The 23,624-nt window shown below is 66.2% G+C and carries 19 protein-coding genes; 14 read left to right on the top strand and 5 right to left on the bottom strand.

From position 1 onward, the window contains the following. Positions 1-33: 33 nt before the first annotated feature. The 5 genes from ASG67_RS02780 to rhmD form a co-directional block, all read right to left on the bottom strand. Positions 34-966: an amidohydrolase family protein gene (locus tag ASG67_RS02780; protein ID WP_235535015.1), complete on the bottom strand. Its 933-nt coding sequence runs from the start codon at positions 964-966 to the stop codon at positions 34-36. A 3-nt stretch (positions 967-969) separates the two neighbouring features. After that, positions 970-2,109: an L-rhamnose/proton symporter RhaT gene (rhaT, locus tag ASG67_RS02775; protein WP_056524887.1), complete on the bottom strand. Its 1,140-nt coding sequence runs from the start codon at positions 2,107-2,109 to the stop codon at positions 970-972. A gap of 154 nt (positions 2,110-2,263) precedes the next feature. After that, positions 2,264-3,016 carry an SDR family NAD(P)-dependent oxidoreductase gene (locus tag ASG67_RS02770; RefSeq protein WP_056524885.1) on the bottom strand — a complete coding sequence of 251 codons (753 nt, stop codon included), beginning with the start codon at positions 3,014-3,016 and terminating at the stop codon, positions 2,264-2,266. Further along, positions 3,013-3,870, bottom strand: coding sequence for a fumarylacetoacetate hydrolase family protein (locus ASG67_RS02765; RefSeq protein WP_056524884.1), 858 nt, complete (start codon positions 3,868-3,870; stop codon positions 3,013-3,015). Before ASG67_RS02765 ends, ASG67_RS02770 begins: the two co-directional genes overlap by 4 nt. 57 nt (positions 3,871-3,927) lie before the next feature. After that, positions 3,928-5,112 carry an L-rhamnonate dehydratase gene (gene rhmD, locus ASG67_RS02760; protein WP_056524880.1) on the bottom strand — a complete coding sequence of 395 codons (1,185 nt, stop codon included), beginning with the start codon at positions 5,110-5,112 and terminating at the stop codon, positions 3,928-3,930. Positions 5,113-5,259: 147 nt separating this feature from the next. On the opposite strand from rhmD, the gene ASG67_RS02755 reads away from it, so the two are divergent. From ASG67_RS02755 to ASG67_RS02690, 14 genes are all read left to right on the top strand, one after another. Further along, complete coding sequence (locus tag ASG67_RS02755; RefSeq protein WP_056526364.1) at positions 5,260-6,078, top strand: IclR family transcriptional regulator; 819 nt, start codon at positions 5,260-5,262, stop codon at positions 6,076-6,078. A 14-nt stretch (positions 6,079-6,092) separates the two neighbouring features. Beyond that, positions 6,093-6,857 carry an SDR family NAD(P)-dependent oxidoreductase gene (locus tag ASG67_RS02750; protein WP_056524877.1) on the top strand — a complete coding sequence of 255 codons (765 nt, stop codon included), beginning with the start codon at positions 6,093-6,095 and terminating at the stop codon, positions 6,855-6,857. A gap of 13 nt (positions 6,858-6,870) precedes the next feature. Beyond that, positions 6,871-8,025: an FMN-dependent L-lactate dehydrogenase LldD gene (lldD, locus tag ASG67_RS02745; protein ID WP_056524874.1), complete on the top strand. Its 1,155-nt coding sequence runs from the start codon at positions 6,871-6,873 to the stop codon at positions 8,023-8,025. A gap of 345 nt (positions 8,026-8,370) precedes the next feature. Beyond that, on the top strand, positions 8,371-9,717 hold the full coding sequence (locus ASG67_RS02740; protein ID WP_056524871.1) for an oligogalacturonate lyase family protein: 1,347 nt from the start codon (positions 8,371-8,373) through the stop codon (positions 9,715-9,717). Continuing rightward, positions 9,714-12,074: a glycoside hydrolase family 2 TIM barrel-domain containing protein gene (locus ASG67_RS02735; protein WP_056524868.1), complete on the top strand. Its 2,361-nt coding sequence runs from the start codon at positions 9,714-9,716 to the stop codon at positions 12,072-12,074. Before ASG67_RS02740 ends, ASG67_RS02735 begins: the two co-directional genes overlap by 4 nt. After that, positions 12,071-12,814, top strand: coding sequence for a rhamnogalacturonan acetylesterase (locus ASG67_RS02730; RefSeq protein ID WP_056524866.1), 744 nt, complete (start codon positions 12,071-12,073; stop codon positions 12,812-12,814). Before ASG67_RS02735 ends, ASG67_RS02730 begins: the two co-directional genes overlap by 4 nt. 20 nt (positions 12,815-12,834) lie before the next feature. Beyond that, on the top strand, positions 12,835-13,989 hold the full coding sequence (locus tag ASG67_RS02725) for a rhamnogalacturonan acetylesterase (RefSeq protein ID WP_056526361.1): 1,155 nt from the start codon (positions 12,835-12,837) through the stop codon (positions 13,987-13,989). 4 nt (positions 13,990-13,993) lie between these two features. Continuing rightward, a complete protein-coding gene (locus ASG67_RS02720; RefSeq protein WP_056524863.1) occupies positions 13,994-14,956 on the top strand; it encodes an alpha/beta hydrolase in 963 nt (320 codons plus the stop codon). A 109-nt stretch (positions 14,957-15,065) separates the two neighbouring features. Further along, on the top strand, positions 15,066-16,628 hold the full coding sequence (locus ASG67_RS02715; protein ID WP_082543258.1) for a glycoside hydrolase family 28 protein: 1,563 nt from the start codon (positions 15,066-15,068) through the stop codon (positions 16,626-16,628). A gap of 78 nt (positions 16,629-16,706) precedes the next feature. Further along, positions 16,707-17,021 (top strand): L-rhamnose mutarotase, encoded by a 315-nt coding sequence (rhaM, locus tag ASG67_RS02710; protein ID WP_056526354.1) that lies wholly within the window; start codon positions 16,707-16,709, stop codon positions 17,019-17,021. Continuing rightward, positions 17,021-19,975, top strand: a complete 2,955-nt coding sequence (locus tag ASG67_RS02705; protein WP_056524860.1) for a beta-galactosidase — start codon at positions 17,021-17,023, stop codon at positions 19,973-19,975. Before rhaM ends, ASG67_RS02705 begins: the two co-directional genes overlap by 1 nt. A gap of 3 nt (positions 19,976-19,978) precedes the next feature. Then, positions 19,979-21,091, top strand: a complete 1,113-nt coding sequence (locus ASG67_RS02700) for a glycoside hydrolase family 105 protein (RefSeq protein WP_056524857.1) — start codon at positions 19,979-19,981, stop codon at positions 21,089-21,091. A gap of 149 nt (positions 21,092-21,240) precedes the next feature. Next, positions 21,241-22,773 carry an MFS transporter gene (locus tag ASG67_RS02695; RefSeq protein WP_235535014.1) on the top strand — a complete coding sequence of 511 codons (1,533 nt, stop codon included), beginning with the start codon at positions 21,241-21,243 and terminating at the stop codon, positions 22,771-22,773. Beyond that, positions 22,770-23,570 (top strand): alpha/beta hydrolase, encoded by an 801-nt coding sequence (locus ASG67_RS02690; RefSeq protein WP_156460608.1) that lies wholly within the window; start codon positions 22,770-22,772, stop codon positions 23,568-23,570. The genes ASG67_RS02695 and ASG67_RS02690 overlap by 4 nt, the downstream gene beginning before the upstream one ends. Positions 23,571-23,624: the final 54 nt, after the last annotated feature.

Here is a 23,624-nt window from a genome sequence, read left to right as displayed (position 1 = left end):
TAGCGGCTGGATGCGCGGGCGGCAAGCGCCTCCTCAGATATCGAGGCCCAGTCGGTAGATGCGGTCGGCGTTGCGTCCCCACATCGCGCGGCGTTCGTCGTCGGGGTAGCCGGCGATGATCGTCGCATAGGCATTCAAGGTATCGTCGAAATCGCCGAACAGACGGTCGGTGGGGAAATCGCTGGCGACGAGGCAACGGTCGGGGCCGAACAGGTCGATCGTCTCGGTAATCCAAGGCCGCGCATCGTCGGCGGTCCAGGGCCGCTGGACGAAGCCGAAGCCGGAAATCTTGACCGACACCTGCGGCAGCGCGGCGAGCGCGGCCATGCCGGTGCGCCATTGGTCGCGGCCGTCGGTGTCGTCGGGAACGGGCATGCCGAGATGGTCGACGATGACCGGCGTGTCGGGGTGGCGGGCCAGCAGGGTGGCGAGCGCGGGGAACTGCGCAGGATATGCCTGAAGATCGAAGGACAGGCCGTATTTGGCGAGCAGTGCAAAGCCGCGTTCCCAGGCGGGATCGGCCGTCAGGTCGCGCGGCGTATAGGTGCGGCGCGAGGTGGCGTGCCAGTTGACGATGTGACGGATGCCGCGGACGCGGCCGTGCGCAGCGTGGGCGGCGAGCAGTTGCTCGACGTCCGGGTCGTCGAGCGCGGCGAAGGCGACGATGCCGGTCGGCAGGTTGCCGTCGTTCGCCTGTGCTTCGAGCCATTCGGTTTCCGCCAACGCATCGTCGCCATGCGCGCCGGCGTCGATATGGACGATGCCGGCGACCGCCCAGTTCGCCGCCTCGGCACGATAGTCGGCGGGGCGATAGGTCGCCGCGATCGGCTCGACGCTGCCGTTGGGGCCATCATCGGCGAAGGGCGGCGTCAGCCATGGGTAGCGGAGATGGTCGAGGTCCCACAGATGGACGTGAGCATCGACGAAGGGGATGTCTCGCATCCGCTCGGGGGGGATGTCGCGCATGGATCAGGCTCCGCGATAATTGCCGTAACCGATGACGATGGTGGCGAGGACGAGGATGGCGACGCCGCTCCATACCATGCCACGAACGCGGGGGGCGGCATCCTTCCATTCGCGGAAGGCGAAGCCCCACAGCGTGCCGAAGATGATGATCGACGCCATGTGCAGCGTCCATGACGAGAAGCCGTAGCGACCCATCTGGCTCTCCCCCATCGTGTAGAAGAAGAACTGGAAATACCAGGCGATGCCGGCGACCGCGCAGAGCAAATAGTTGCGCAGCATCGGTGCCTTGGCGGGGGTAGTCGATCCCACGGCAGTGGCCGCGGGTTCGAACGTGGCGCCGTGATCGGGCGAGGCGGTCTGTGCGGCGGGATCGCTGGCGACGCCCCTGCCGAACCACTGCCCGGCGCTGCGGTTCTTCACGACGAGATAGCCGCACCACAACGCGTTGGTGATGAGGCCGCCGAACATGACGAGGCACAGCACGGGCAGTCCGGTCCAGAGCGGGCCGGTGCCGGCGGCGGCGGACAGCGCCTTGATCGGCTCACCGGCGGCGAGGCCGAAGGCGAAGCAGGCGGACATGATGCCGGCGAAGATCGCGACGACGATGCCCTTCTTGAAATCGAACTCGGCGACGGCGGCGGCCTTTTCCTCCTCGGACAGGGCGGCATCCTTGCGGGCGCCGGCCATGGCGACGACGATGATGCCGACCAGCGTCAGCAGGATGCCGGCGAGGATGATGTTGCCCGATGTCGTGGCGAGCAGTTTCTCATGGAAATCGCCGAGGAACAGCGGCGGCACCAGCGTGCCGAAGACGGTGCAGAGCCCCAGCACCACCGCCATGCCGAGAGACAGGCCGAGATAGCGCATCGTCAGGCCATAGCCGAGGCCACCAAAGCCCCAGAGTACCCCGAAGAATACCGGCCACCAGATGTTGGGCGATGGCGTGGCGGCCAGCACGCCGAGCAGGTCGTTGGTCTGGATGCTGGCGAAGAACCACGGCGCAAGCAGCCACGAGAAAATGCCGCCGGTGAGCCAATAGACCTCCCACGACCAGCGCTTCACGCCCCGGTAGGGGACGTAGAAACTGGCGGAGGCGAGACCGCCCAGCCAGTGGAACGCGACGCCGATCAGGGGATTGCCCATGGTTGCTCCGTCGAAATGAAAATAACCGTTCGTCCTGAGAAGTCGCTGAGTCTGTCGAAGCGACGTATCGAAGGACTGGCCCGCCCGGGGCAATGTCCTTCGATACGGGTCTTCGGCTTCGCTCAGCCCCTGCTCAGGACGAACGGATAATGGTCTAGAACGTCGTGCGGCCGCCCGATGTGTCGAACGTCGAGGCGGTCGTGAAACTGCACTCCTCGCTCGCCATGAAGCACACCATCGCCGCCGATTCGTCGATCTCGCCCAGCCGGCCCATGGGGATTTTCGATCGCATGTAATCGACCTGGCTTTTGGGGAGTTGTTCCAGGATCGGGCTTTCGAACGTCGCGGGGGTCAGCGTGTTGGCGATGACACCCTTGCCGGCCAGTTCCTTGCCCAGCGACTTGGTGAAGCCGATCACGCCGGCCTTTGACGCGGAATAGGCCGACGCGTTGGGATTGCCCTCCTTGCCCGCGACCGACGCGACGTTGACGATGCGGCCGTAACCGTTCGCCAGCATCAGCGGCACGACCGAACGGTTGCAATAGAACAGGCCGTTCAGGTTGATGTCGACGACGCGCAGCCAGCTGTCGATCGGGAATTCATGCACCGGCACGGTCGCGCCCGTAATGCCCGCCGAACAGACCAGCACGTCGACACGGCCACCGAGCGCGGCGTTCGATTCCCGCGCGGCGTTGGCGACGGCGGCATGATCGGACACGTCGATCGCGACGGTGTGGGTCGCGCCGATTTCGGTGCGCGCGGCGGCGAGCGCGTCGGGGTTCAGATCCCACAGGCACACCTTGCCACCCTCGGCGACGATGCGCTTGGCCACCGCCTTGCCGAGGCCGGACGCGCCGCCGGTGACGATGGCGGTGCGTCCGTCGAAACGGCCCGAAAAAGTCCTCATGCGGCGGCGCCGGTGCGCGGGTGCGCCCAGGCGACGACGGCCTGCGTCTGCGTGCCGAGCTTGTCGATCGACAGCGTCATCGTGTCGCCCGCCTTCAGGAAGATCGCCTCTGGCTTCTTGCCTTCACCCACGCCCGGCGGCGTGCCGGTGATGAGCAGATCGCCCGGCTCCAGCGTGACATATTCGCTGACGTAGGAGATCAGTTCGTCCACCGCGAAGATCATCGTCTTCGTGTTGCCGGTCTGCATCCGATCGCCATTCACGTCGAGCGACATGGCCAGATCCTGCGGATCGCCCACCTCGTCGGGCGTTACCAGCCATGGACCCACCGGGCAGAAGGTGTCGTGACCCTTGCCCTTCGACCACTGCGTGCCGCGCTGCTTCTGGTTGAAGCGTTCCGACACGTCGTTGGCCAGCACGTAACCGGCGACGTGATCCATCGCCTCGGCCTTGTCGACATAGCGGCAGGTCTTGCCGATGATGACGCCCAGTTCGACTTCCCAGTCGCCGTGGGTCGCGCCCTTTGGCAGCATGACCTGATCGTTCGGGCCGGTCAGGCTGGACAGCGCCTTCATGAACATCATCGGTTCGGTCGGGATCGGCAGGTTCGATTCGATCGCATGGTCGCGGTAGTTGAGGCCGATCGCAACGATCTTGCCAATGCCGGCGACGGGCACGCCGTAACGCGGGCTGCCCTCGACCACGGGCAGGCTGGCGGCATCGACGCCGGCCAGGGTCGTGAGGCTGGCGATGGTGATGTCGTCGACCTTGCCGGAAAGGTCACGGACCTGGCCGTCGGCATCGACCAGACCGGGTTTCTCGGCGCCCTTGGGGCCATAACGGCAGAGTTTCATCGGGTACGTCCTCGCGTGAAAATGTGGTGTCTCCCCCCGCTTGCGGGAGGGGCTTAATCAATGCGTGTACGGGCGGTGCAGCGCGACCTCGGGGTTCAGTTCCACGCCGAACCCCGGCTTGTCGAGCGCCGACGCCTTCAGGCGTCCGTTCTGCGGCACCGGCTCGCCCAGCAACTGAGGGCTGAACATCGGCACCACTTCGGTCGGTCCCGGGTGCATCATCAGGAACTCGGCGAAGGGCGAGTTGTGGCGGGTGATGACGAAGTGGTAGCTGTAGACCGACGAGCCGTGCGGCACGACCATCTTGCCCTTGGCATCGGCCAGCGCGCTGATCTTCAGCAACTCGGTCACGCCGCCGCACCAGCCGACATCGGGCTGGATGATGTCGCAGCAGTCCATCTCCATCAACATGCGGAAGCCCCAGCGGGTGGCCTCATGCTCGCCGGTCGTCACCAGCATTCCCTTGGGGACGTTACGCTTCAGCTCGGCATAGCCCCAGTAATCGTCGGGGCTGATCGCCTCCTCGATCCACTTCAGGCCATGTTCGTGGCACGCGATGGCGAGGCGGGTGGCGTAGTCGACGTCGAGCGCCATCCAGCAATCGTACATCAGCCAGAAATCGTCACCGACCTTCGACCGCATGTCTGCCAGCAGCGCGACGTTCTTGTGCAGCCCCTCCAGCCCCTCGGCCGGGCCATGGTGGAGCGGCAGCTTGCCGCCGATGAAGCCCAGTTCCTTGGCGATGTCGGGCCGCGCGCCGGTGGCGTAGAATTGCAGTTCGTCGCGCACCGCGCCGCCCAGCAGGTGATACACCGGCTCCTGCCGCAGCTTGCCGAGCAAGTCCCACAGCGCCAGATCGACGCCGGAGATCGCGTTCACGACCAGCCCCTTGCGACCGTAATACTGGGTCGAGAAGTACATCTGGTCCCAGATCTTCTCATACTCGGCCGGGTCGCGCCCTTCGAGGAAGCGGGCGAGGTGCTTTTCGACGATGAACGCCGCCGGTTCGCCGCCGGTCGTCACCGCGAAACCGACCGTGCCGTCCTCCGCCTCGATCTGCACCACCAGCGTGCCGAGCACGTTGATACCGAAGCTTTGCCGCGACTGGCGATATTCGGGATAGCGGCTCATCGGCGTGGCGATGTGATCGTCGATCCAGTGGCCTTCGCCCTGATCGTGGTAATCGGCACCACCGCCGCGCACGACGAATGCGCGGACGTGCTTGATCTTCGACAGGCTCATGCGTCTTCTCCGAACATGAGAGATAGGCAGCGCGTACCAGCATTTGGTACGACGTCGCATCGCGATGGATGACGATTGCTGTCCAGGGCCCCTCTCCTACCGCTTGCAGCGGCTTAACTTCCACATTATGGAATGGCGTATTACGAAATGAAAAACTCTCCGTCAAATCCAGAATCGGCCGACAGCACGGTCAAGAGCCCACCCGGCAGCCAGACGCTGCTGCGCGGGCTCGACGTGCTGGACGCCGTGGTCGATGGGCCGATCGCGCTTGCCGACCTCGCCGCCCGGCTCGGGCTGACACGGTCCACCACGCATCGGCTGGCCAATGCACTGATCGACCGGCGTTACCTGACGTTCGTGCCGCGGCTGGGATACCAGTTCGGGCCGAAGCTGCTGGAACTGGGCTTCATGGCGCAGCGGCAGGCGGACGTGGTGCAGATCGCGCGGCCGCATATCGAGGAGCTGGCGACGCTGAGCGAAGATACGGTGCATCTTGGCATCCTCGACCAGGACCGGGCGCTGTATCTGGACAAGATTCCGGGCCGCCGGCGGGTCGAGATTTCCAGCCGGATCGGCGACCGCCAGCCGCTGACCGCGACCGGTCTGGGCAAGGCGCTGATGCTCGACGACCTGCCGACGCGGTGGGAAGCGCTGTTCGCGGGCGATCAGGCGGCGGGCGCACCGGCGGCCGATTACGCGCTGTGGACGGAGCGGATGCAGGGCTATGTCGGTGCCGGCCGCGCATTCGATCTGGAAGAGAATCAGGATCAGATCCGCTGCGTCGCCGCACCGATCCGCGACGCATCGGGCCGGATCGTCGCGGCGATCAGCGTATCGAGCGCGGCGCAATATATGTCCGACGAGCGGATGGGGACGCTGAGCGACGATGTGCGTGGCACCGCGACCTCGATCAGCCGCGACCTCGGCTGGACCGACGAGACGCCGATACCCAAGCAAAAGCGATAATCAGGAGAGCGTTCGTGAAGTTACTCGAAGGCAAGACGGTATTGGTGACGGGCGCATCGGCCGGGATCGGCCGCGCCGCGGCGATCGGCGCGGCGCGTCACGGGGCCGACGTGGTCATCAACTTCTCACGCGACGAGGCCGGTGCGGCAGCGGCGGTCGCCGAGATCGAGGCGCTGGGCCAGCGCGGGCTGTATGTGCAGGGCGACGTCGCCGATCCGGCCACGGCCAAGGACTTCGTGGCGGAGGCCGTCGACAAGTTCGGCAAGGTCGATGTGTTCGTCAACAATGCCGGCATCTGCCCCTTCCACGCCTTCCTCGACATGCCGGTCGAGACGTTCGAGCGGACGATGCGCGTCAACATGCACGGCGCGTATTTCATGGTGCAGGCGGCGGCGAACCAGATGGTCAAGCAGGGTCACGGCGGCGCGATCGTCGCGGTGTCGTCGATCTCGGCACTGGTCGGCGGCGAATATCAGACACACTATACTCCGACCAAGGCGGGCGTGCATTCGCTGATGCAGTCGACCGCGATCGCGCTGGGGAAGTACGGCATCCGTTGCAACTCGGTGCTGCCGGGGACGATCCTGACCGACATCAACAAGGACGATCTCGCCGACGTCGAGAAGCGCGAATATATGGAAAAGCGCATCCCGCTCGGCCGGCTGGGGCAGCCCGACGATCTGGAGGGGCCGATCGTGTTTCTGGCGTCCGATCTGGCGAAGTACGTTACCGGTGCGGCGCTGCTGGTCGATGGCGGTATGTTCGTGAATCTCCAATAGGGCTTTGGCGGTAATGGCAAAGGCGGCATCTGCGCTCGATTACCGGGAACTGGCACGGCGCAAGCTGCCGCATTTCCTGTTCGAATATATCGACGGCGGTTCCTATGCGGAGGTGACGCTGCGCCGGAACGTCGCCGATCTGGAGGCGATCGCGCTCCGCCAGCGGGTGCTGACCGATGTGTCGACGCTGGACCTGACGACGACGCTGTTTGGGCGCGAGCAGAAGCTGCCGGTGGCACTCGCCCCGATCGGCCTTGCCGGCATGAACGCGCGCCGTGGCGAGGTGCAGGCGGCACGGGCGGCGGAGAAGGCGGGTATTCCGTTCTGCCTGTCCACCGTGTCCGCCTGTCCGATCGACGAGGTGGCGCAGGGTACGAGCCAGCCGATCTGGTTCCAGCTATACATGATCCGCGACCGGGGGTTCATGAAGGACCTGCTGGCGCAGGCGAAGGCCGCCGGGTGTACCGCGCTGATCTTCACGGTCGACATGCCGGTGCCGGGATCGCGGTATCGCGATTACCGGTCGGGGCTGGCCGGCGCATCCGGCTTTGCCGGATCATTCCGGCGGACGGTGCAATCGATGCTGCGGCCCGCCTGGGCGTGGGACGTGGGCGTGAAGGGGCGGCCGCACCAGTTGGGCAATGTCGCGCCGGTGCTGGGCAAGAACACCGGGCTGGAGGATTTCTTCGCCTGGATGCGCAATAACTTCGATCCGACCGTGTCGTGGAAGGACCTGGAGTTCATCCGCGACAGCTGGGACGGGCCGCTGGTCATCAAGGGTATCCTCGACCGCGAGGACGCGATCGCGGCGGCCGATCTGGGGGCGGACGGGATCGTCGTATCGAACCATGGCGGGCGGCAGTTGGACGGCGTGCCCTCCACCGCGCAGGCATTGCCGCCGATCGCGGACGCGGTGCGGGACCGGCTGACGATCCTGGCGGATGGCGGCGTGCGATCGGGTCTGGACGTGGTGCGGATGCTGGCGCTGGGCGCGCATGGCGTGCTGCTGGGCCGGGCATGGGTCTATGCGCTGGCGGCGGCCGGCGAGGCGGGCGTGACGCACATGCTGCAGCTGATGGAAGCGGAGATGCGGGTGGCGATGGCGCTGACCAGTTGCACCAGCATCGATCGGATCACACGGGATGCTTTGGTAGATTTTCGCGGCTGATCTGAGTTTCAGAGAGAAGAAGGTTGGTTCGCGCGGAGGCGCGGAGACGCGGAGAAGAAGAAGGTATTTATAGCGCTGCGCGCGGCTGTTCTTCGCCGCCGCCGGCGTCTTTCATCATGCTTGTCATCACCGGGGCACGATGCGGCGCGTCACATTCACCAGCACCCCCCCCTCTTCTCCGCGTCTCCGCGCCTCCGCGCCTCCGCGCGAACCAAATCTTCTTCCTCTGATCGACATACCCAACCAAGTGTCGCCTACGAAACCACTTGCATCATGTGAGATAGAGTACTATTATCTGGGACGAGAGCGGCGCCAGACCGCATGAGCGTTCCCGAGGAGTGGTGCATGAAGTTCGCGTCCCTGTTGCTCGCCATGGCGCTGCCCGCCGCCGCTCTGGCGCAAGCGCCCTCGCCGCCCGCGTCGATGCCGGCGTCCTGGGTGGATGCGAAGACCGGGCACCGGGTGATGCGGCTGTCCGACGTGCCGGGCAATTACCTGCTGTATTTCAACTACAACGCCTTCACCCCGCAGGGCGACAAGATGGTGTTTTCGACCGCCGAGGGCATTTCGGTCGTCGATCTGAAGACATGGGCCGTCAAGCCGCTGGTCAAACAGAAGATCGTGCGACTGCTGTTCACCGGTCACAACACGCGCACCGCCTATTACACCGTTCGCGCCACCGGCAAGGCGGCGACAGCGGGCGCGGGATCGGATGGGCAACGCGATCCACTGGAGCTCTGGGCCGCGGATATCGATAGCGGCAAGGCCCGCAAGGTCATCGATTTGCCCGCCGGCCAGATCGATACGATGAACGCGGACGAGACTTTGGTGGCGGGGCAAGTCGCCGAACGGGCGATGCCGCTGCAACCGGGGCGGACGGCGCGAAGCGGCAAGACCGACCAGGCGGAATATGCCGCCAACGGGCCGGACGGCAAACCCCTGCCCTTTGCCGAGGCCAAGGAGGTGCGGCTGAACGACCGGCTGGAAGCGCGTATCCCGATGGAGATCTTTACCATCGACCTGAAGACCGGCGCGCGCACGGTGGTGCACCAGGCGACCGACTGGCTGAACCATCTGCAATTCTCGCCGACCGATTCCGGCCTGTTGATGTTCTGTCACGAAGGGCCGTGGCATAAGGTCGATCGCATCTGGACGATCCGCACCGACGGCACGCAACTGACGAAGATTCATACGCGGACGATGAACATGGAGATCGCCGGGCACGAATGGTGGAGCCCGGACGGCAAGACGATCTGGTACGATCTGCAGACCCCGCGCGGACAGGTATTCTGGGTGGCGGGATACGACGTCGCGACACAGAAGCGGCGCTGGTATCATGTCGAGCGCAACCAGTGGTCGGTCCATTACAACACCTCGTCGGACGGCAAGACCTTTGCCGGGGACGGCGGCGACAGCGAGATGGTGGCGCATGCGCCGGACGGGAAGTGGATATACCTATTGACGCCGCAGGCGATTCCCGACGTCGCCGGCATCCACGCGGCGGATGCGGACAGTTTGATCGCGCCGGGGACATTCGCGCCGGAGCGGCTGGTCGACCTGTCGAAGCACAATTACCAGCTTGAGCCGAACATCCACTTCACGCCGGACAACAAGTGGATATTGTTCCGGTCGAACATGGAGGGCCGCAACGCGATCTATGCGGTCGAGGTGGCGAAAGCGGTGGCGCGATGAGCCGGCTCGCGATCCTGTTTGCGCCGTTGCTGCTGCTCGCGGCACCTGCGGTGGCCGGCGACAAGGTGGCGTTCGATGCGGACTGGCGTGTCACGCGCGGCGATATCGCGGGAGCAGATGCATCTGCCTTTGGCGATACCGGCTGGACGAAGATCGATTTGCCGCATGACTGGGCGATCGCGGGGCCGTTCGACGAACATGCCGCCGCGACCGGATCGGGCGCATTCCTGCCCACCGGCGTCGCCTGGTATCGCAAGCATTTCGCGCTTGCTCCGAACATGCGCGGCAAGCGGGTGTTCGTCGAGTTCGACGGCGTCATGGAGCGGTCGGGCGTCTGGGTTAACGGCGTGCATGTCGGCCACCGGCCGAGCGGCTATGCCAGCTTTCGCTACGAGATCACGCCGCACCTGAAGGCGGATGGCGACAATGTGATCGCGGTACGGGCCGACACGTCGTCGCAGCCGGCGTCGCGCTGGTATGCGGGTGGCGGCATCTATCGCCATGTTCGGCTGATCGTGAGCGGCGACGTGCATGTCGATACCGACGGCACCTATGTCACGACGCCCGCGCTGACCGCCGATGCCGCGACGGTCGCGGTGCGCAGCAGTGTCGTCAATCAGGGAACGGCCGAGCGGACAGCGCATCTGGAGGTCGACCTGATCGGCCCGGATGGCCGCCGCGTCGCGACGACGAAGGGCGAGGCGGTGGTGCTGCCGGTCGGGCGGACGATCGATCTGTCGGCGCAGGGTTCGGTTGCGAAGCCGCGCCGCTGGGATATCGACGATCCGGCGATGCACAGTGCGGTGGTGCGGGTCGTTGCGGATGACGGCAGCGTGCTGGACGAGGACCGGGTCAGTTTCGGCATCCGCGACATGCGGTTCGAGGCGCCGACGGGGTTCTGGCTGAACGGCCGCAATTTCAAGCTGAAGGGCGCGGCGATCCATGCCGATGGCGGCGCGTTCGGGATGGCGGTGCCGCTGAGTTTCTACGAACGCCGGTTGAAGGGGTTGAAGGCGCTGGGCGTCAACGCGATCCGCACCGCGCATCATCCGTTCGGGCCGGAGTTCCTCGACCTGTGCGACCGGCTGGGGTTGGTGGTGATGGACGAGGCGTTCGACATGTGGACGGTGGCGAAGAACCCGCAGGATTATCACCTGTTCTTCACCGACTGGTCGACGATCGATGCGCGCGCGATGGCGCGGCGCGATCGCAACCATCCGTCGATCGCGTTGTGGTCGATCGGCAACGAAATCCACGACACGCCGTACCCGCTGGTGGCGCAGTCGATCATCACGCGGCTGCGCGACGTGTTCCATGCCGAGGACCCCAGCCGCCCGGTCACGATGGCGCTGTTCCGGCCGAACGTGACGCATGATTACGAGAACGGCACCGCCGATCTGCTCGACGTGGTCGGCCAGAACTACCGCGAAAATGAGCTGGCCAAGGCGCATGCAGACAAGCCGAGCCGCAAGATCATCGGCACCGAAAACGGGAAGAACCGCAGCAACTGGCTCGTGGTGCGCGACGACCCGGCCTATGCCGGCATGTTCCTGTGGACCGGCGTCGATTATCTGGGCGAGGCGGATCGATCGGGCTGGCCGGCGATCAGCAATCCGTCGGGGCTGGTCGATCGCACCGATGTGGTGAAGCCGATCGGCTGGAAACGCGCAAGCTGGTGGTCGGACGCCCCCGTGGTGAAGATCGCGCGGCGGGTGACGGAGGTGATCGACATCAGCGAGATGCCGACGATGGTCGGCGTCGCCCTGCCCCAGCCCAAGGGGCCGGGGGCGCTGGCGGACTGGTCGCCGACGAACCGCACGCCGCATCCCGAGACGGTGGAGGTGTACAGCAACGCGCCCGAGGTCGAGCTGATCATGAACGGCCGCTCGCAGGGACGCAAACCCCGGCCGGCCGATGATAGCGCGCGGGCCTGGCAGGTCGGGTTCGTGCCGGGCGAGGTGCGGGCGATCGGCTGGGACGGGAAGCGCAAGGTCGCCGAGGATCGGCTGCGGACGGCGGGACCGGCGGCGGCGATCCGGCTGGTGCCGGAGGCGCGGACGATCGGGCGCGGCTTCGATGCGGTCGGTTATGTCCGGGTCGAGGTGGTTGATGCCAAGGGTGTGATCGTACCCGATGCCGCCGTGCCGGTGACGGTCGCGGTCGATGGCGGGACACTGGCGGCGTTCGACAATGCCGGCGTGACCGACCACACCGCCTTTGCCAGCCCGACGCGGACGACCAGTGCCGGCCGCGCGCTGGCGATGGTGCGCGCGGGTGACGGACGCGGGCCGGTGCGCCTGAGCGCGACCGCGCCGGGATTGAAGAGTGCCACCACCAGCTTTGCGAGCGACCGATGATCCATACGACCTTTGCCACCCTCGCCGCCATGCTGCTGGTCGGCGCGACCGAGCCACCGCGCATCTTCATTGCCAGCGATTCGACCGCGCAGGATTACAAGGCGGACAAGGCGCCGCAATCCGGCTGGGGGACGATGCTTCGCTGCTGGACGCCGCTGGCAGTTGAGAATCGCGCGATCGGCGGGCGCAGCACGCGCAGCTTCATCGCGGAGGGGCGGTTCGACAGGATCGCGACCGATATCCGCGCCGGCGATACGCTGCTGATCCAGTTCGGACATAACGACGCGGACACGAAGAAGATGGCGGAGCGGTTCACGCCGATCCCCGACTACATCACGAACCTGCGCCGCTTCGTGGCCATGGCGCGCGAGCATGGCGCGTCGCCGGTCATCATCACGCCGGTCACGCGCCGCGCGTTCAAGGACGGGCATGTGCCGCGCAGTTTCCCGCTGTACGAGGATGCCGCCAAACAGGTCGCGGCGGAGACGAAGACGCCGTTGATCGATCTGTCGCTGCTGTCGCGCGGCTGGGTAGAGCGGGCGGGCGAGGACAGGTCACGGGGATACTATTTGCATGCGACGGCGGCGGATAACTGGCCGGGCTTTCCCAAGGGTGTCGACGACGACGTGCATTTCAGCAAGGCCGGTGCCGAGGGGGTCGCTGCGCTGGTCGCGGGCGGGTTGAAGCGGACGCGCCTGCCGGTGGCGGCGACGATCCGGCGGCGGCCGTCGTGCGGCTGATCGCTTTTGCCGTGATCGCGATGATCGCCTCGCCCGTGGCGGCGCAGCGTTTCGACCTGACGGCGGCGCGGCCCTATGATGGTATGTCTGGGTTCGAGCCGGGGCAGCCGCGCCTGTTTTCGGTGAAGGTGCCGGAGGGCAATTACCGCGTCACCGTAACGCTGGGCGATCCGAAACGCGCATCGGAGACGACGATCAAGGCGGAGAGCCGGCGGCTGATGCTGGATGCCGTGGCGGTGCCGCGTGGGAAAAGCGTGACGCGGAGCTTCGTCGTCAATGTGCGTACCGCCGCCCTGCCCCCGCCGCCGGCCAATGCGCCGGGCGGGGTCGCGGTACGGCTGAACGAGCGTGAGACAGGGTCGTTCAGTTGGGACGACAAGCTGACGCTGGAGATACTGGGCGACCGCGCCGCCGCGACGGTGGTGGCGATCGAGCCGGTCGAGGTGCCGACGCTGTACCTTCTGGGCGATTCGACCGTGACCGACCAGCGGTATGAGCCGGCGGCGAGCTGGGGGCAGATGCTGCCGGCATTCTTCGGCCCCGGCATCGCGGTGGCCAACCATGCGGAATCAGGCGAGACGTTGAAGTCGTTCGTCACCGAGTTGCGGTTGGACAAGGCGCTGTCGCGGGTGCGCCCAGGCGACTGGGCGATGATTCAGTTCGGGCATAACGACCAGAAGGCGCAGTGGCCGCAGACCCATGCGCCGGCCGCGACGACCTATCGCGACTGGCTGCGCACCTACATAGCTGAATTCCGGCGACGGGGTGCGATGCCGATCCTTGTCACCTCGCCCGAGCGGCGGAACTGGACGGGCGATCGGATCAAACCGACGCTGGCGGATTATGCCGAGGCGGTGCGCGCGGTGGCGGCCGAGGAAAAGGTGCCGCTGATCGACCTGAACGCGGCGTCTATCGCGTTTTATGAGGCATTGGGGCCGGCGCGTGCACCGCTGGCGTTCAACGATGGCGGCAAGGACGCGACGCATCACGACAATTATGGTGCGTGGGTGTTGGCGCGCGCGGTGGCGGAGAAAGTATGGATGTCGGGCCTGCCACTCGCGGCGATGCTCGCGCCCGGCCTGACGTCGTTCGACCCTGCGCATCCGCCTGCGCCCGAGACATTCCGGATCGCCCCCAGTGTCGCATCCAGCGACCAGCGACCCGCAGGAAACTGAGCCGATGGACCGCCGCACGCTTCTCGCCGCCGGGCTCGCCGCCAGCCTGACCGCCACCACGCCGCTTCGCGCGCAGCTATCCGTCAAACCGGCGCAGCGCATTCCGTTGTGGCCGGGGCGGGTGCCGGGCGGCGAGGGTCTGAGCGTCGCCGATACCTTCGTGAAGCGGTCGCCCGATGGTCCGGCCGACGACATCGCGTGGACGCATCTGGCGACGCCGGTGTTGAAGGTGACGCCGGCGCTGAAGCCGAACGGCACCGCGGTGCTGATGATCCCCGGCGGCGGCTATACCCGGATCGCGGTGGGCAACGCGCCGTCGAATCTGGCGCAGATGTATGCGGCGAACGGCGTCAGCGCGTTCGAACTGCTGTACCGGTTGCCGCACGACAATTGGGCGGCGGGGCCGGATGCGCCGTTGCAGGACGCGCAGCGGGCGATGCGGATCATCCGGGCAGGCGCGCGGCGATGGGGTTTCGATCCTGCGCGGGTGCTGGCGCTGGGCTTTTCGGCGGGCGGGCATCTGGTCGGGCGGCTGGCGGAACAGGCGGGATCGGCGACGTACCAACCAGTCGATGCCGCCGATACGCTGTCGGCGAAACCGATAGCGGTCGGCATGTTCTTTCCGGTGGTGACGATGGCCGAGGCGGATGCGCACGGGCCGTCGAAGCGCGAGTTGCTGGGCGCCTCGCCGACCGCGCAGACCGGCGACACCTATTCGCTGGAACGGCATGTGCCGGCCGATATGCCGCCGACCTTCGTGTGCCACTGTGCTGACGACAGGACGGTGCCGTACACTAACAGCATCCGCATGTTCACCGCGTTGCAGGCGGCGAAGATTCCGTCCGAACTGTCGATTGCCGAGGCGGGCGGGCACGGCGTGCCGCTGATCGGGCGGGACGGCAAACCGCATGTGTGGCTGGATCTAGTTGCGGCGTTTGCGGCGCGGCATGGGTGGGTGGCGGCGTGATGGTCCTTGCGCCCGTGCATGGTGCAGACCTGGCAATAGTCTCGTCCGATGTCGTTCTGCCTTCCGGCGGAAGCAATAAGGGCAGGATGGCAACAACCGAGGAGCCGGCATGATCGACCGGCGCGCCATCATCGGTGCAGGACTGGCGATGCCGCTTCTGACCGCCGCGACGGCCCCTGTCGACGTGCGCAGCTTCGGCGCGAAGGGCGATGGCCGGACGCTGGACCACGACGCGATCAACCGGGCGATCGTCGCGGTGGCGCGGACGGGTGGCACGGTGCTGGTGCCGGCGGGGCGGTATCTGTGCTTCTCGATCCGGTTGCTGAGCGGCATCACGTTGATGCTGGCGGAGGGTGCGGTGATCGAGGCGGCCGATCCGGCGCGTCACGCCGGTGGATATGACCTGCCCGAGCCACCGTCGAACGATGTGTATCAGGATTTCGGCCACAGCCATTTCCACAACAGCCTGATCTGGGGCGACGGCGTGCATGATGTCGCGATCATCGGCCCCGGCCGGATCGACGGCATCGGCCTGACCCGCGAAGGACCGGGCGCGCGTTGGAAAGGCGGGGGAAAGAACGCAGGGTCGCACCCGGCGTCGATGCGCGGCGTAACGGCCAGCGAGATGCAGCAACTGGAACCCGATCGCAGCCTGATGAACGGGCGCGGCAACAAGGCGATCGCGCTGAAGAATGCCCGGCGGGTGCGGATCGCCAACCTGACGATCGCGCGCGGCGGGCATTTCGCGATCCTGGCCACCGGCTGCGACGATGTAGCGATCGAGGGGTTGCGGATCGACACCAATCGCGACGGCATCGACCTCGACGCCTGCCGCCGCGTCACGATCCGCGACTGCCAGGTCAACAGCCCGAACGACGACGCGATCGTCCTGAAGGCCAGCTATGCACTGGGCGAAACGCGGACTTGCGAGGACGTCACGATCACCGGCTGCACGGTATCGGGATACGACCCCGGCACGCTGCTGGACGGGACGCGTGGGCGCACGCAGGAACTGGCGCCCGACCGCGACCGCGTGACCGGGCGGATCAAGCTGGGCACCGAATCGACCGGCGGTTTCCGGCGGATCAGGATCGAGGATTGCCGCTTCCTGCGTTCGCGCGGCCTGGCGATCGAGATGGTCGATGGCGGCGTGCTGGAGGAAGTGACGGCGCGCAACCTGTCGATGGAAGAGGTCACAACCGCACCCCTGTTCCTGCGACTGGGTGACCGGCGGCGCGGGCCGGAGGGGACGGGTGTCGGGCTGTTGCGGCATGTATCGATCGCCAACCTGACCGCGACGGGTATCGATCCGCGCTATGCCGCGACGATCGCCGGCCTGCCCGACCGGCCGGTTGAGGATGTACGCTTGACGGATATCGACCTGCGCTATGCCGGCGGCGGCACGACGGCGGAAGCCGCACGGGTGGTGCCGGAGGCGCGGGACGGCTATCCGGAGCCCAGCATGTTCGGCACGTTGCCCGCCTATGGCCTGTATGTCCGCCATGTGCGGGGGCTGACGGTGAAGGGGCTGGCGATCGCCACCGACGCGCCCGACGCGCGACCGCCGGTAATTGTCGAGGATGCGCGCGACGTTCGGATCACCGGCCTGCGTGCGAGCGGCGAGCCGGTGGTGCGCGACGGTCGGAATATCAGGATCGACGCTGCGTCGTAATTGACGACCTCGCCCGTATCGGGCATGACTCCCAGATAATGATCCGTTGTTCCACATAATCAACGGACGGAGGAGTTGATGTCCACTCACGCCTTTCGTATGCAGCTAAAGCCCGGCACGATTGCCGAGTATCGCCGTCGCCACGACGAGATCTGGCCGGAACTGGCCGAGGCGATCTCGGCGGCGGGCATCCATGACTATTCGATCTTCCTCGATGAAGAGACGCTGTCGCTGTTCGCGGTGCTGAAGCGGCGCGACGATCATACCAGCGATCAATTGCCGCATCAGCCGGTGATGCGCCGCTGGTGGGATTACATGGCGGAGCTGATGGTAGTAGAGCCGGACAACAAGCCGGTCGAATGGCCGCTCGTGCCGCTGTTCCATCTCGCCTGATGCGCCGTCTTGCCCTTCTTGCCGCCCTGCTCGGTGCCACCGCCGCGCCGGCGCAGGTCGCCGCCCCCGCCAAGCCGCGTGTGGCGTTCGACGAGCGATCGTTCATCATCGACGGCAAGCCGACGCTGATCTGGTCGAGCGAGTTCCACCCATTCCGCCTGCCCTCGCCCGACCTGTGGCGCGACATCCTGCAGAAGATGAAGGCGAGCGGGTTCAACGCCGTCGCGATCTATTTCGACTGGGGATATCACAGCCCCAAACAGGGCGTGTACGACTTCACCGGCATCCGCGACATGGACCGGGTGCTGGACATGGCGAAGGAGGAAGGGCTCTACGTCATCACCCGCGCCGGGCCGTATGTGAACGCGGAACTGTCGCGCGGCGGCTTTCCCGGCTGGCTCGTGAACCAGCGCGGCCGGGCGCGGAGCGACGATCCCGAATATATGGCCGCCGCCGATGAGTGGCTGACACGGATCAACGCGATCATCGCGCGTCACCAGTTGAACGACGGCCGCGGCACCGTGATCCTGCACCAGATCGAGAACGAGCTGGCGCTGACGACGCCGTCGCAATCGCGCTATATGCAGCACCTGTACGACAAGGCGCGCGCGGACGGCATCACCGTGCCGATCTTCCACAACGATCAAGGCCGCAACGGATACTGGGTGCCGAAGTCGTCCACCGTGCCGCTGACGGTGCCGGGACCGCAGGAACTGTACGCGTTCGACGGTTATCCGGGGGCGACCTGCACCGTCCACAACACCGTGACCAAGGGTGCGCCTGCCCCCGATTGGGGACTTTACGGCGAGGGCGCGCGTGGCGGTGCGAGTGCTTCGCCGAAGACGCCGGGGTTCATTGCGGAATTCGGTGGCGGCTGGTTCGATTACTGGGGATCGAACGGCATGTATCCGTGCAACGCGATCCAGCGCGGCGTCGGGTATCAGCGCGTCTTCTATGGCACCAACATCGCCAACGGCATCGCCGCGCAGAGTTTCTACATGGGTTATGGCGGCACCAGCTGGGGCTGGCTGCCGGCGCCGGTGGTGTACACGTCGTACGATTACGGTTCGGCGATTTCCGAGCCGCGCGTGCTGCGCGACAAGGCGCTGGAGCTGAAGCAGCTTGGCCAGTTCGCGACCGGAGTTCCCGATCTGGCGAAGCTGGTGAAGGCGCCGCCCGTCACCGTGTCGGCGGCGGACGTACAGGTCTATTCGGATCGCAATCCCGATACCGATGCGCGGTTGTTGTTCGTGGCGCACAAGCCGTCGACCTCTGGTGGCGACAAGAGCTTCACGATCACCGCCGACCTGCCCGACGGGCGTTATACCTTCGCGAGCGAGCTGCACGGGCTGGACGCGAAGCTATTGCTGGCGGGGTATGATCTCGAACGCCAGCGGCTGGTCTATTCGACCTCCGAATTGCAGACTTCGCTGCGGCGGGGGGCGGAGGATATCGCGCTGTTCTATGGCCGTCCGGGCGAGAAGGGCGAAACGGTCCTGCGCTTCGCCGCCGCGCCCAAGGTGACGGTGCTGGAGGGCGATGTCGCGTCCAGCTGGGATGCGGGCAAGCGCGATCTGAAGCTGGATTACGCGCATACCGGCCTGGCCCGCGTGCGGATCGAGGGCGGCAAGGCGCCGCTGACATTGTTGATCGGCGAAGTGAAGGAGGCGCAGCGCTTCTTCCGGCCCGATGCGGCGACGCTGGTGCGCGGGCCGAACCTCGTGCGGCACGCGGCACTCGCGGGCGGGACGCTAAGCCTGACCGGCGATACGGCCGGCGGGGAACCGCTGGAAGTGTGGACGGGCGCGGGGCGCGTGCGGTGGAACGGGCAGGCGGTCGCCACCGGGCGATCGACGAGCGGTAGTCTGGTGGCGCGCGCGCCGTTGGCCGGCCCGCGTGACCTTGCCTTGCCGGAGCTGACCGGCTGGCGGATGGCGGCGGGGTCGCCGGAAACCGATCCCCGCTTTGATGACAGCGCATGGGCGGTGGCATCGGGCGGGCGCAACGCCAGCACGATCAAGCCGCCGACCGGGCAGCCGAGCCTGTCGATGGACGGGTACGGATTCCACGATGGCGACGTCTGGTATCGCGGGCGCTTCACCGGATCGGCGGAGGCGAAGACGATCGCGCTGCATTACGGCGCGGGCGGTGCGGGGATGCTGCAATTGTGGCTCGACGGGAAACTGGTCGGCCAGCATGAGTTGCCAACTGGCCTGCCCCGCCCGATCACCACCGGCGTCGCCGAATTCGCGCTGCCCGAAGCGGCATCCGTGCCCGGCGAGCATGTGCTGTCGGTGATGGTTCGCAACAACGGCCACAACTGGGACCTGGATTCGGACGAGTTCCACAAGGAAGCACGCGGCCTGATCTCGGTCTCAATCGCGCGTCCCGGCGGCATCAGCTTTGCGGTGCCGGTGGCGTGGAAGATTCAGGGCAAGCTAGGCGGCGAGGATCTGCCCGATCCGGTGCGCGGGCCTGCCAATAACGGCGGGCAATATGGCGAGCGGATGGGCTGGCACCTGCCGGGCTTCGACGACGCCGGCTGGACGCCCGCGAGCGTGCCGGCGGCAACGCCGGTGCCGGGGACAATCTGGTATCGCACCCGCTTCGACCTGAACGTCCACAAGGGTGACGATGCGACGATCGGCGTCCAGATCGGCGATCCCGCCACGCCGCGTTCGCCGGGTCCGGGCCGTTACCGCGTATTGATCTTCGTCAATGGTTGGCAGATGGGGCAGTTCGCCGCCAATGTCGGGCCGCAGCGGACTTTTTCGGTGCCGGAGGGTATCCTGAACCATCGTGGCCGCAACAGCATTGCGCTGGCCGTCACCGGCGACGGTGCGCCGGGTGCCGCGCTGGAGCCGGTCAAGCTAGTCACGCTTCATCATGTTCGCGGAGGCGTGCCTGTCGGCCTCGTCGCCGCTTCCACCACCCTATCGACCCCCAAGGAGTAATTCGTGGCCGCCCTAACCCATCAGGTTCCGCGCAAGCAGGTGACCGACGCGATCACGCTGCTGATCGACAACCTCGTCAACATCAAGGACGAGACGGGCGAGTTCCTGTTGCGGCTGGAGGACGGCCGCGTCATCGACACCAAGGGGTGGAACGACTGGGAATGGACGCACGGCATCGGCCTGTTCGGGCTGTGGCGCTATTACGAGCAGACCGGCGATGCTTACGCCTATGACGTGATGGTGAAGTGGTTCGACGATCGCTTCGCGGCCGGTACGCCGACCAAGAACATCAACACGATGTCGCCGTTCCTGACGCTGGCGTATCTGTACGAACAGACCGGCGACCAGAGCTATATCCCCTATCTGGACACTTGGGCCGAATGGCTGATGGCCGATGACGGCCTGCCCAAGACCGAGGAGGGCGGGTTCCAGCACATCGTCTTCAATGACGAGAATCCGGGCGAGCTGTGGGACGACACGCTGATGATGTCGGTGCTGCCGCTGGCCAAGATCGGCCTGCTGCTCGACCGGCCGCATTATGTCGAGGAAGCCAAGCGCCAGTTCCTGATCCACATCAAGTATTTGTTCGATACGAAGACCGGGCTGTGGTTCCACGGCTGGGACTTCAACGAGCGGCACAATTTCGCCGGGGCGCTGTGGGCGCGGGGCAATTGCTGGGTCACGATCGCGATTCCCGAGATCATCGAGATGCTGGACCTGCCCGAGGGCGATGCGTTCCGCACCTTCCTGATCGATACGCTGGCGGCGCAGGTGAAGACGCTGGCCGAGCATCAGGACGAGAGCGGCCTGTGGCACACGCTGATCGTCGACCCGACCAGCTATCTGGAGGCATCGGCCACCGCGGGCTTCGCGTACGGCATCCTGAAGGCAGTGCGGAAGGGGTATCTGCCGCGCCACTATGAAACGGTCGGGATCAAGGCGATCCAGGCGGTGCTGGCCAATATCGACGACAAGGGCGAATTGAAGCAGGTGAGCTTCGGCACGGCGATGGGCAGCACGATGCAGTTCTACAAGGACATCGCGCTGACCAGCATGCCATACGGCCAGAGCCTGGCGATCGTCGCGCTGGGCGAATTCTTGCGTTCGTATATCTGATCGACTGACCGATGGCTGTTCCCCGGCGCAGGCCGGGGTCCAGTCGGGCCGAAGCGACGCGAAGATGCGCAGCGCCCACCAACGACCCACATCGCAACTGGACCCCGGCCTTCGCCGGGGAACGGATTGTTCTCACGTTGAGGAAGCCCATGGCCAGCACGCCCGCCGCTGTCGTTCCCGCGATGCCCGTGGCCCCCACGCGGCCGGTGCGGTGGTACAACCTGCTCGCCTATGGCTCGAACGATGTCCTTGGCGCCGGGTCGATGGCGGTCATCAGTACGTGGATACTGATCTTCTACACCAGTTTCTGCGGGCTTTCCGCCGCGCAGGCGACAATCATCTTCGGCGTCGCCCGCGTGCTGGATGCGTTCACCAGCCCGATGATCGGGCATCTGTCCGACAACATCGGGCGGACGCGGCTGGGCAAGCGGTTCGGGCGGCGACGGTTCTTCATCCTGGCCGCCATCCCGCTGTTGCCGGCGTTCGCGATCATGTGGGTGTCGGGGCAAAGCTTCTGGTATTATCTCGTCACGTACGTGCTGTTCGAGATGGTCTATGCGATGGAGATCATCCCGTACGAGACGCTCGCGTCCGAAATGGCGACCGATTACAAGACCAAGGCGAAGTTCGCCGGCGCGCGCATCCTGTGCGGCCAGTGTTCCGCGATCGCCGCCGCGTTCCTGCCGGCATGGCTGATCGCGTATCTGGGGCCGGATTCGCCCGACACCTATCTGTACATGGGCATCATCTTCTCCATTCTGTTCATGGGCGCGGCGGGGCTGCTCTATGCGTTCAGCTGGGAGCGGGAGCGGCCACCGGAGCTGGAGGCGGAGGAGGCGGCGCGCGAGCGGCCGACGCTGGGCGCGTCGTTCCGGGCGCTGTACCGCAACCTGTTCTCGACGCTCCGCATCCGCGCGTTTCGCCTGCATCTGGGCATGTATCTGGGCGGATATATCAGCCAGGACATCTACAACGCGGCCTTTACCTATTTCGTGATCTTCGCGCTGGCCGGATCGACCGCGATCGTCGGGCAACTGGTCGGCGTGACGTATATCGTGCAACTCGTCGCGGTAGTGCTGGCGATCAATTTCGCGCTGCGACTGTCGCCGGCGATGGCATACCGCTTCGCCGCGCTGAGTTTCGCGATCGGGGTGTGCATCTTTCTCGGCATGTACTCGGCGGGCTATACCGCGACATCGTCACTGTTCTGGCTGCCCGTGGTGTTCGCCGGGCTGGGCCGCGGGGCGCTGAACTACATCCCGTGGGCGACGTACAACTATATGGCCGACGTCGATGAGATCGTGACCGGCCGCCGCCGCGAAGGTGCGTTCGCCGGCGTGATGACGTTCGTGCGCAAGATGAGCCAGGCGCTGGCGGTGATCCTGGTCGGGCAGGTGATGCAGGCGTCGGGTTTCGTATCGAAGGCGACGGTACAGAGCCCGGAGGCGATCGCCGCGATCGTCGGCGTGCTGGGGCTGGGCACGATCGCGATGCTGATCTTTGGCGTGTTCGTATCGACGCGCTTCCGGCTCGACCCCAGGACGCATGCGATCCTGTTGAGCGAGATCGAGCATCTGCGCGCCGGCCACGATACCCCCACCGACGAGCGTATCGCGCGCGTGGTCGAAGACCTGTCGGGTTGGCGATACGATCAGCTCTGGGGCCGGAACCCGGTGGCATGAGCGCGCCGATGTTCGGGGCGGACAGCGCCCTGCCACTGTGGGACGACCAGCCGGTCGAGGGCGCGTTCACGCTGGCTGATGCCGGAGTCGTCGGCGCGGTGGAGCGGCCCTGGCTGTTCGGCTTTGCGCCCGATCGGCCAAATGGTGCGGCGATGCTGGTGCTGGGCGGCGGCGGCTATACGCAGTTGATGGTGGAGCGCGAGGGCGTTGCGGTGGCGCGCTGGCTGAACGGCCTGGGCATCCACGCCTATGTGCTGGTGCACTGTTTTCCGACCGCCGACACCGGACCGCTGGCGCCGCGCGCCGATGCGATCCGGGCAATTGCGATGATCCGGGCGTCGGGCCATGACAAGGTCGGCGTGGTGGGGCTGTCATCGGGCGGGCATCTGGCCGCTTGCCTGTTGACGGAAGGCGCCGAGGTGGCGCGGCCGGACGTGGCGGTGATCGGCTATGCGCCGATCTCGACCAATGCGGCGGGCCGCACCGTCATCGCGGACAAGCCGCCGCTGCCGCCGGTGGAGAAGCAGGCGCTGTACGACCGGCTGCAACCCGACGCGCAACTGGCGGACGCACCGCCGCCGGTGTTCATTGTGTATGCCGGCAACGATCCGGTCGTGCCGGTGGCCAACGCGTACCGGCTGAAGGATGCGATCGCAGCGAAGAGCGGTGCGGCGGAACTGCATGTTTTCGCGGATGCGCCGCATGGCTTTGCGCTGGATACGCCGGACCAGCCGGTCAGCCTGTGGCCGATGCTGTGCGCGGCGTGGTTGCGACAGGTCGGGTTTTTGACAGAGTGATGCCAGCACTGGCTTGATGTCGTCGTTGCTTCGCTACGTTTGCAATGACGATGC

It is taken from the genome of Sphingomonas sp. Leaf339, from assembly GCF_001426195.1.
Lineage (GTDB): Bacteria > Pseudomonadota > Alphaproteobacteria > Sphingomonadales > Sphingomonadaceae > Sphingomonas.
This window is presented reverse-complemented; position numbering and strand designations above follow the sequence as displayed.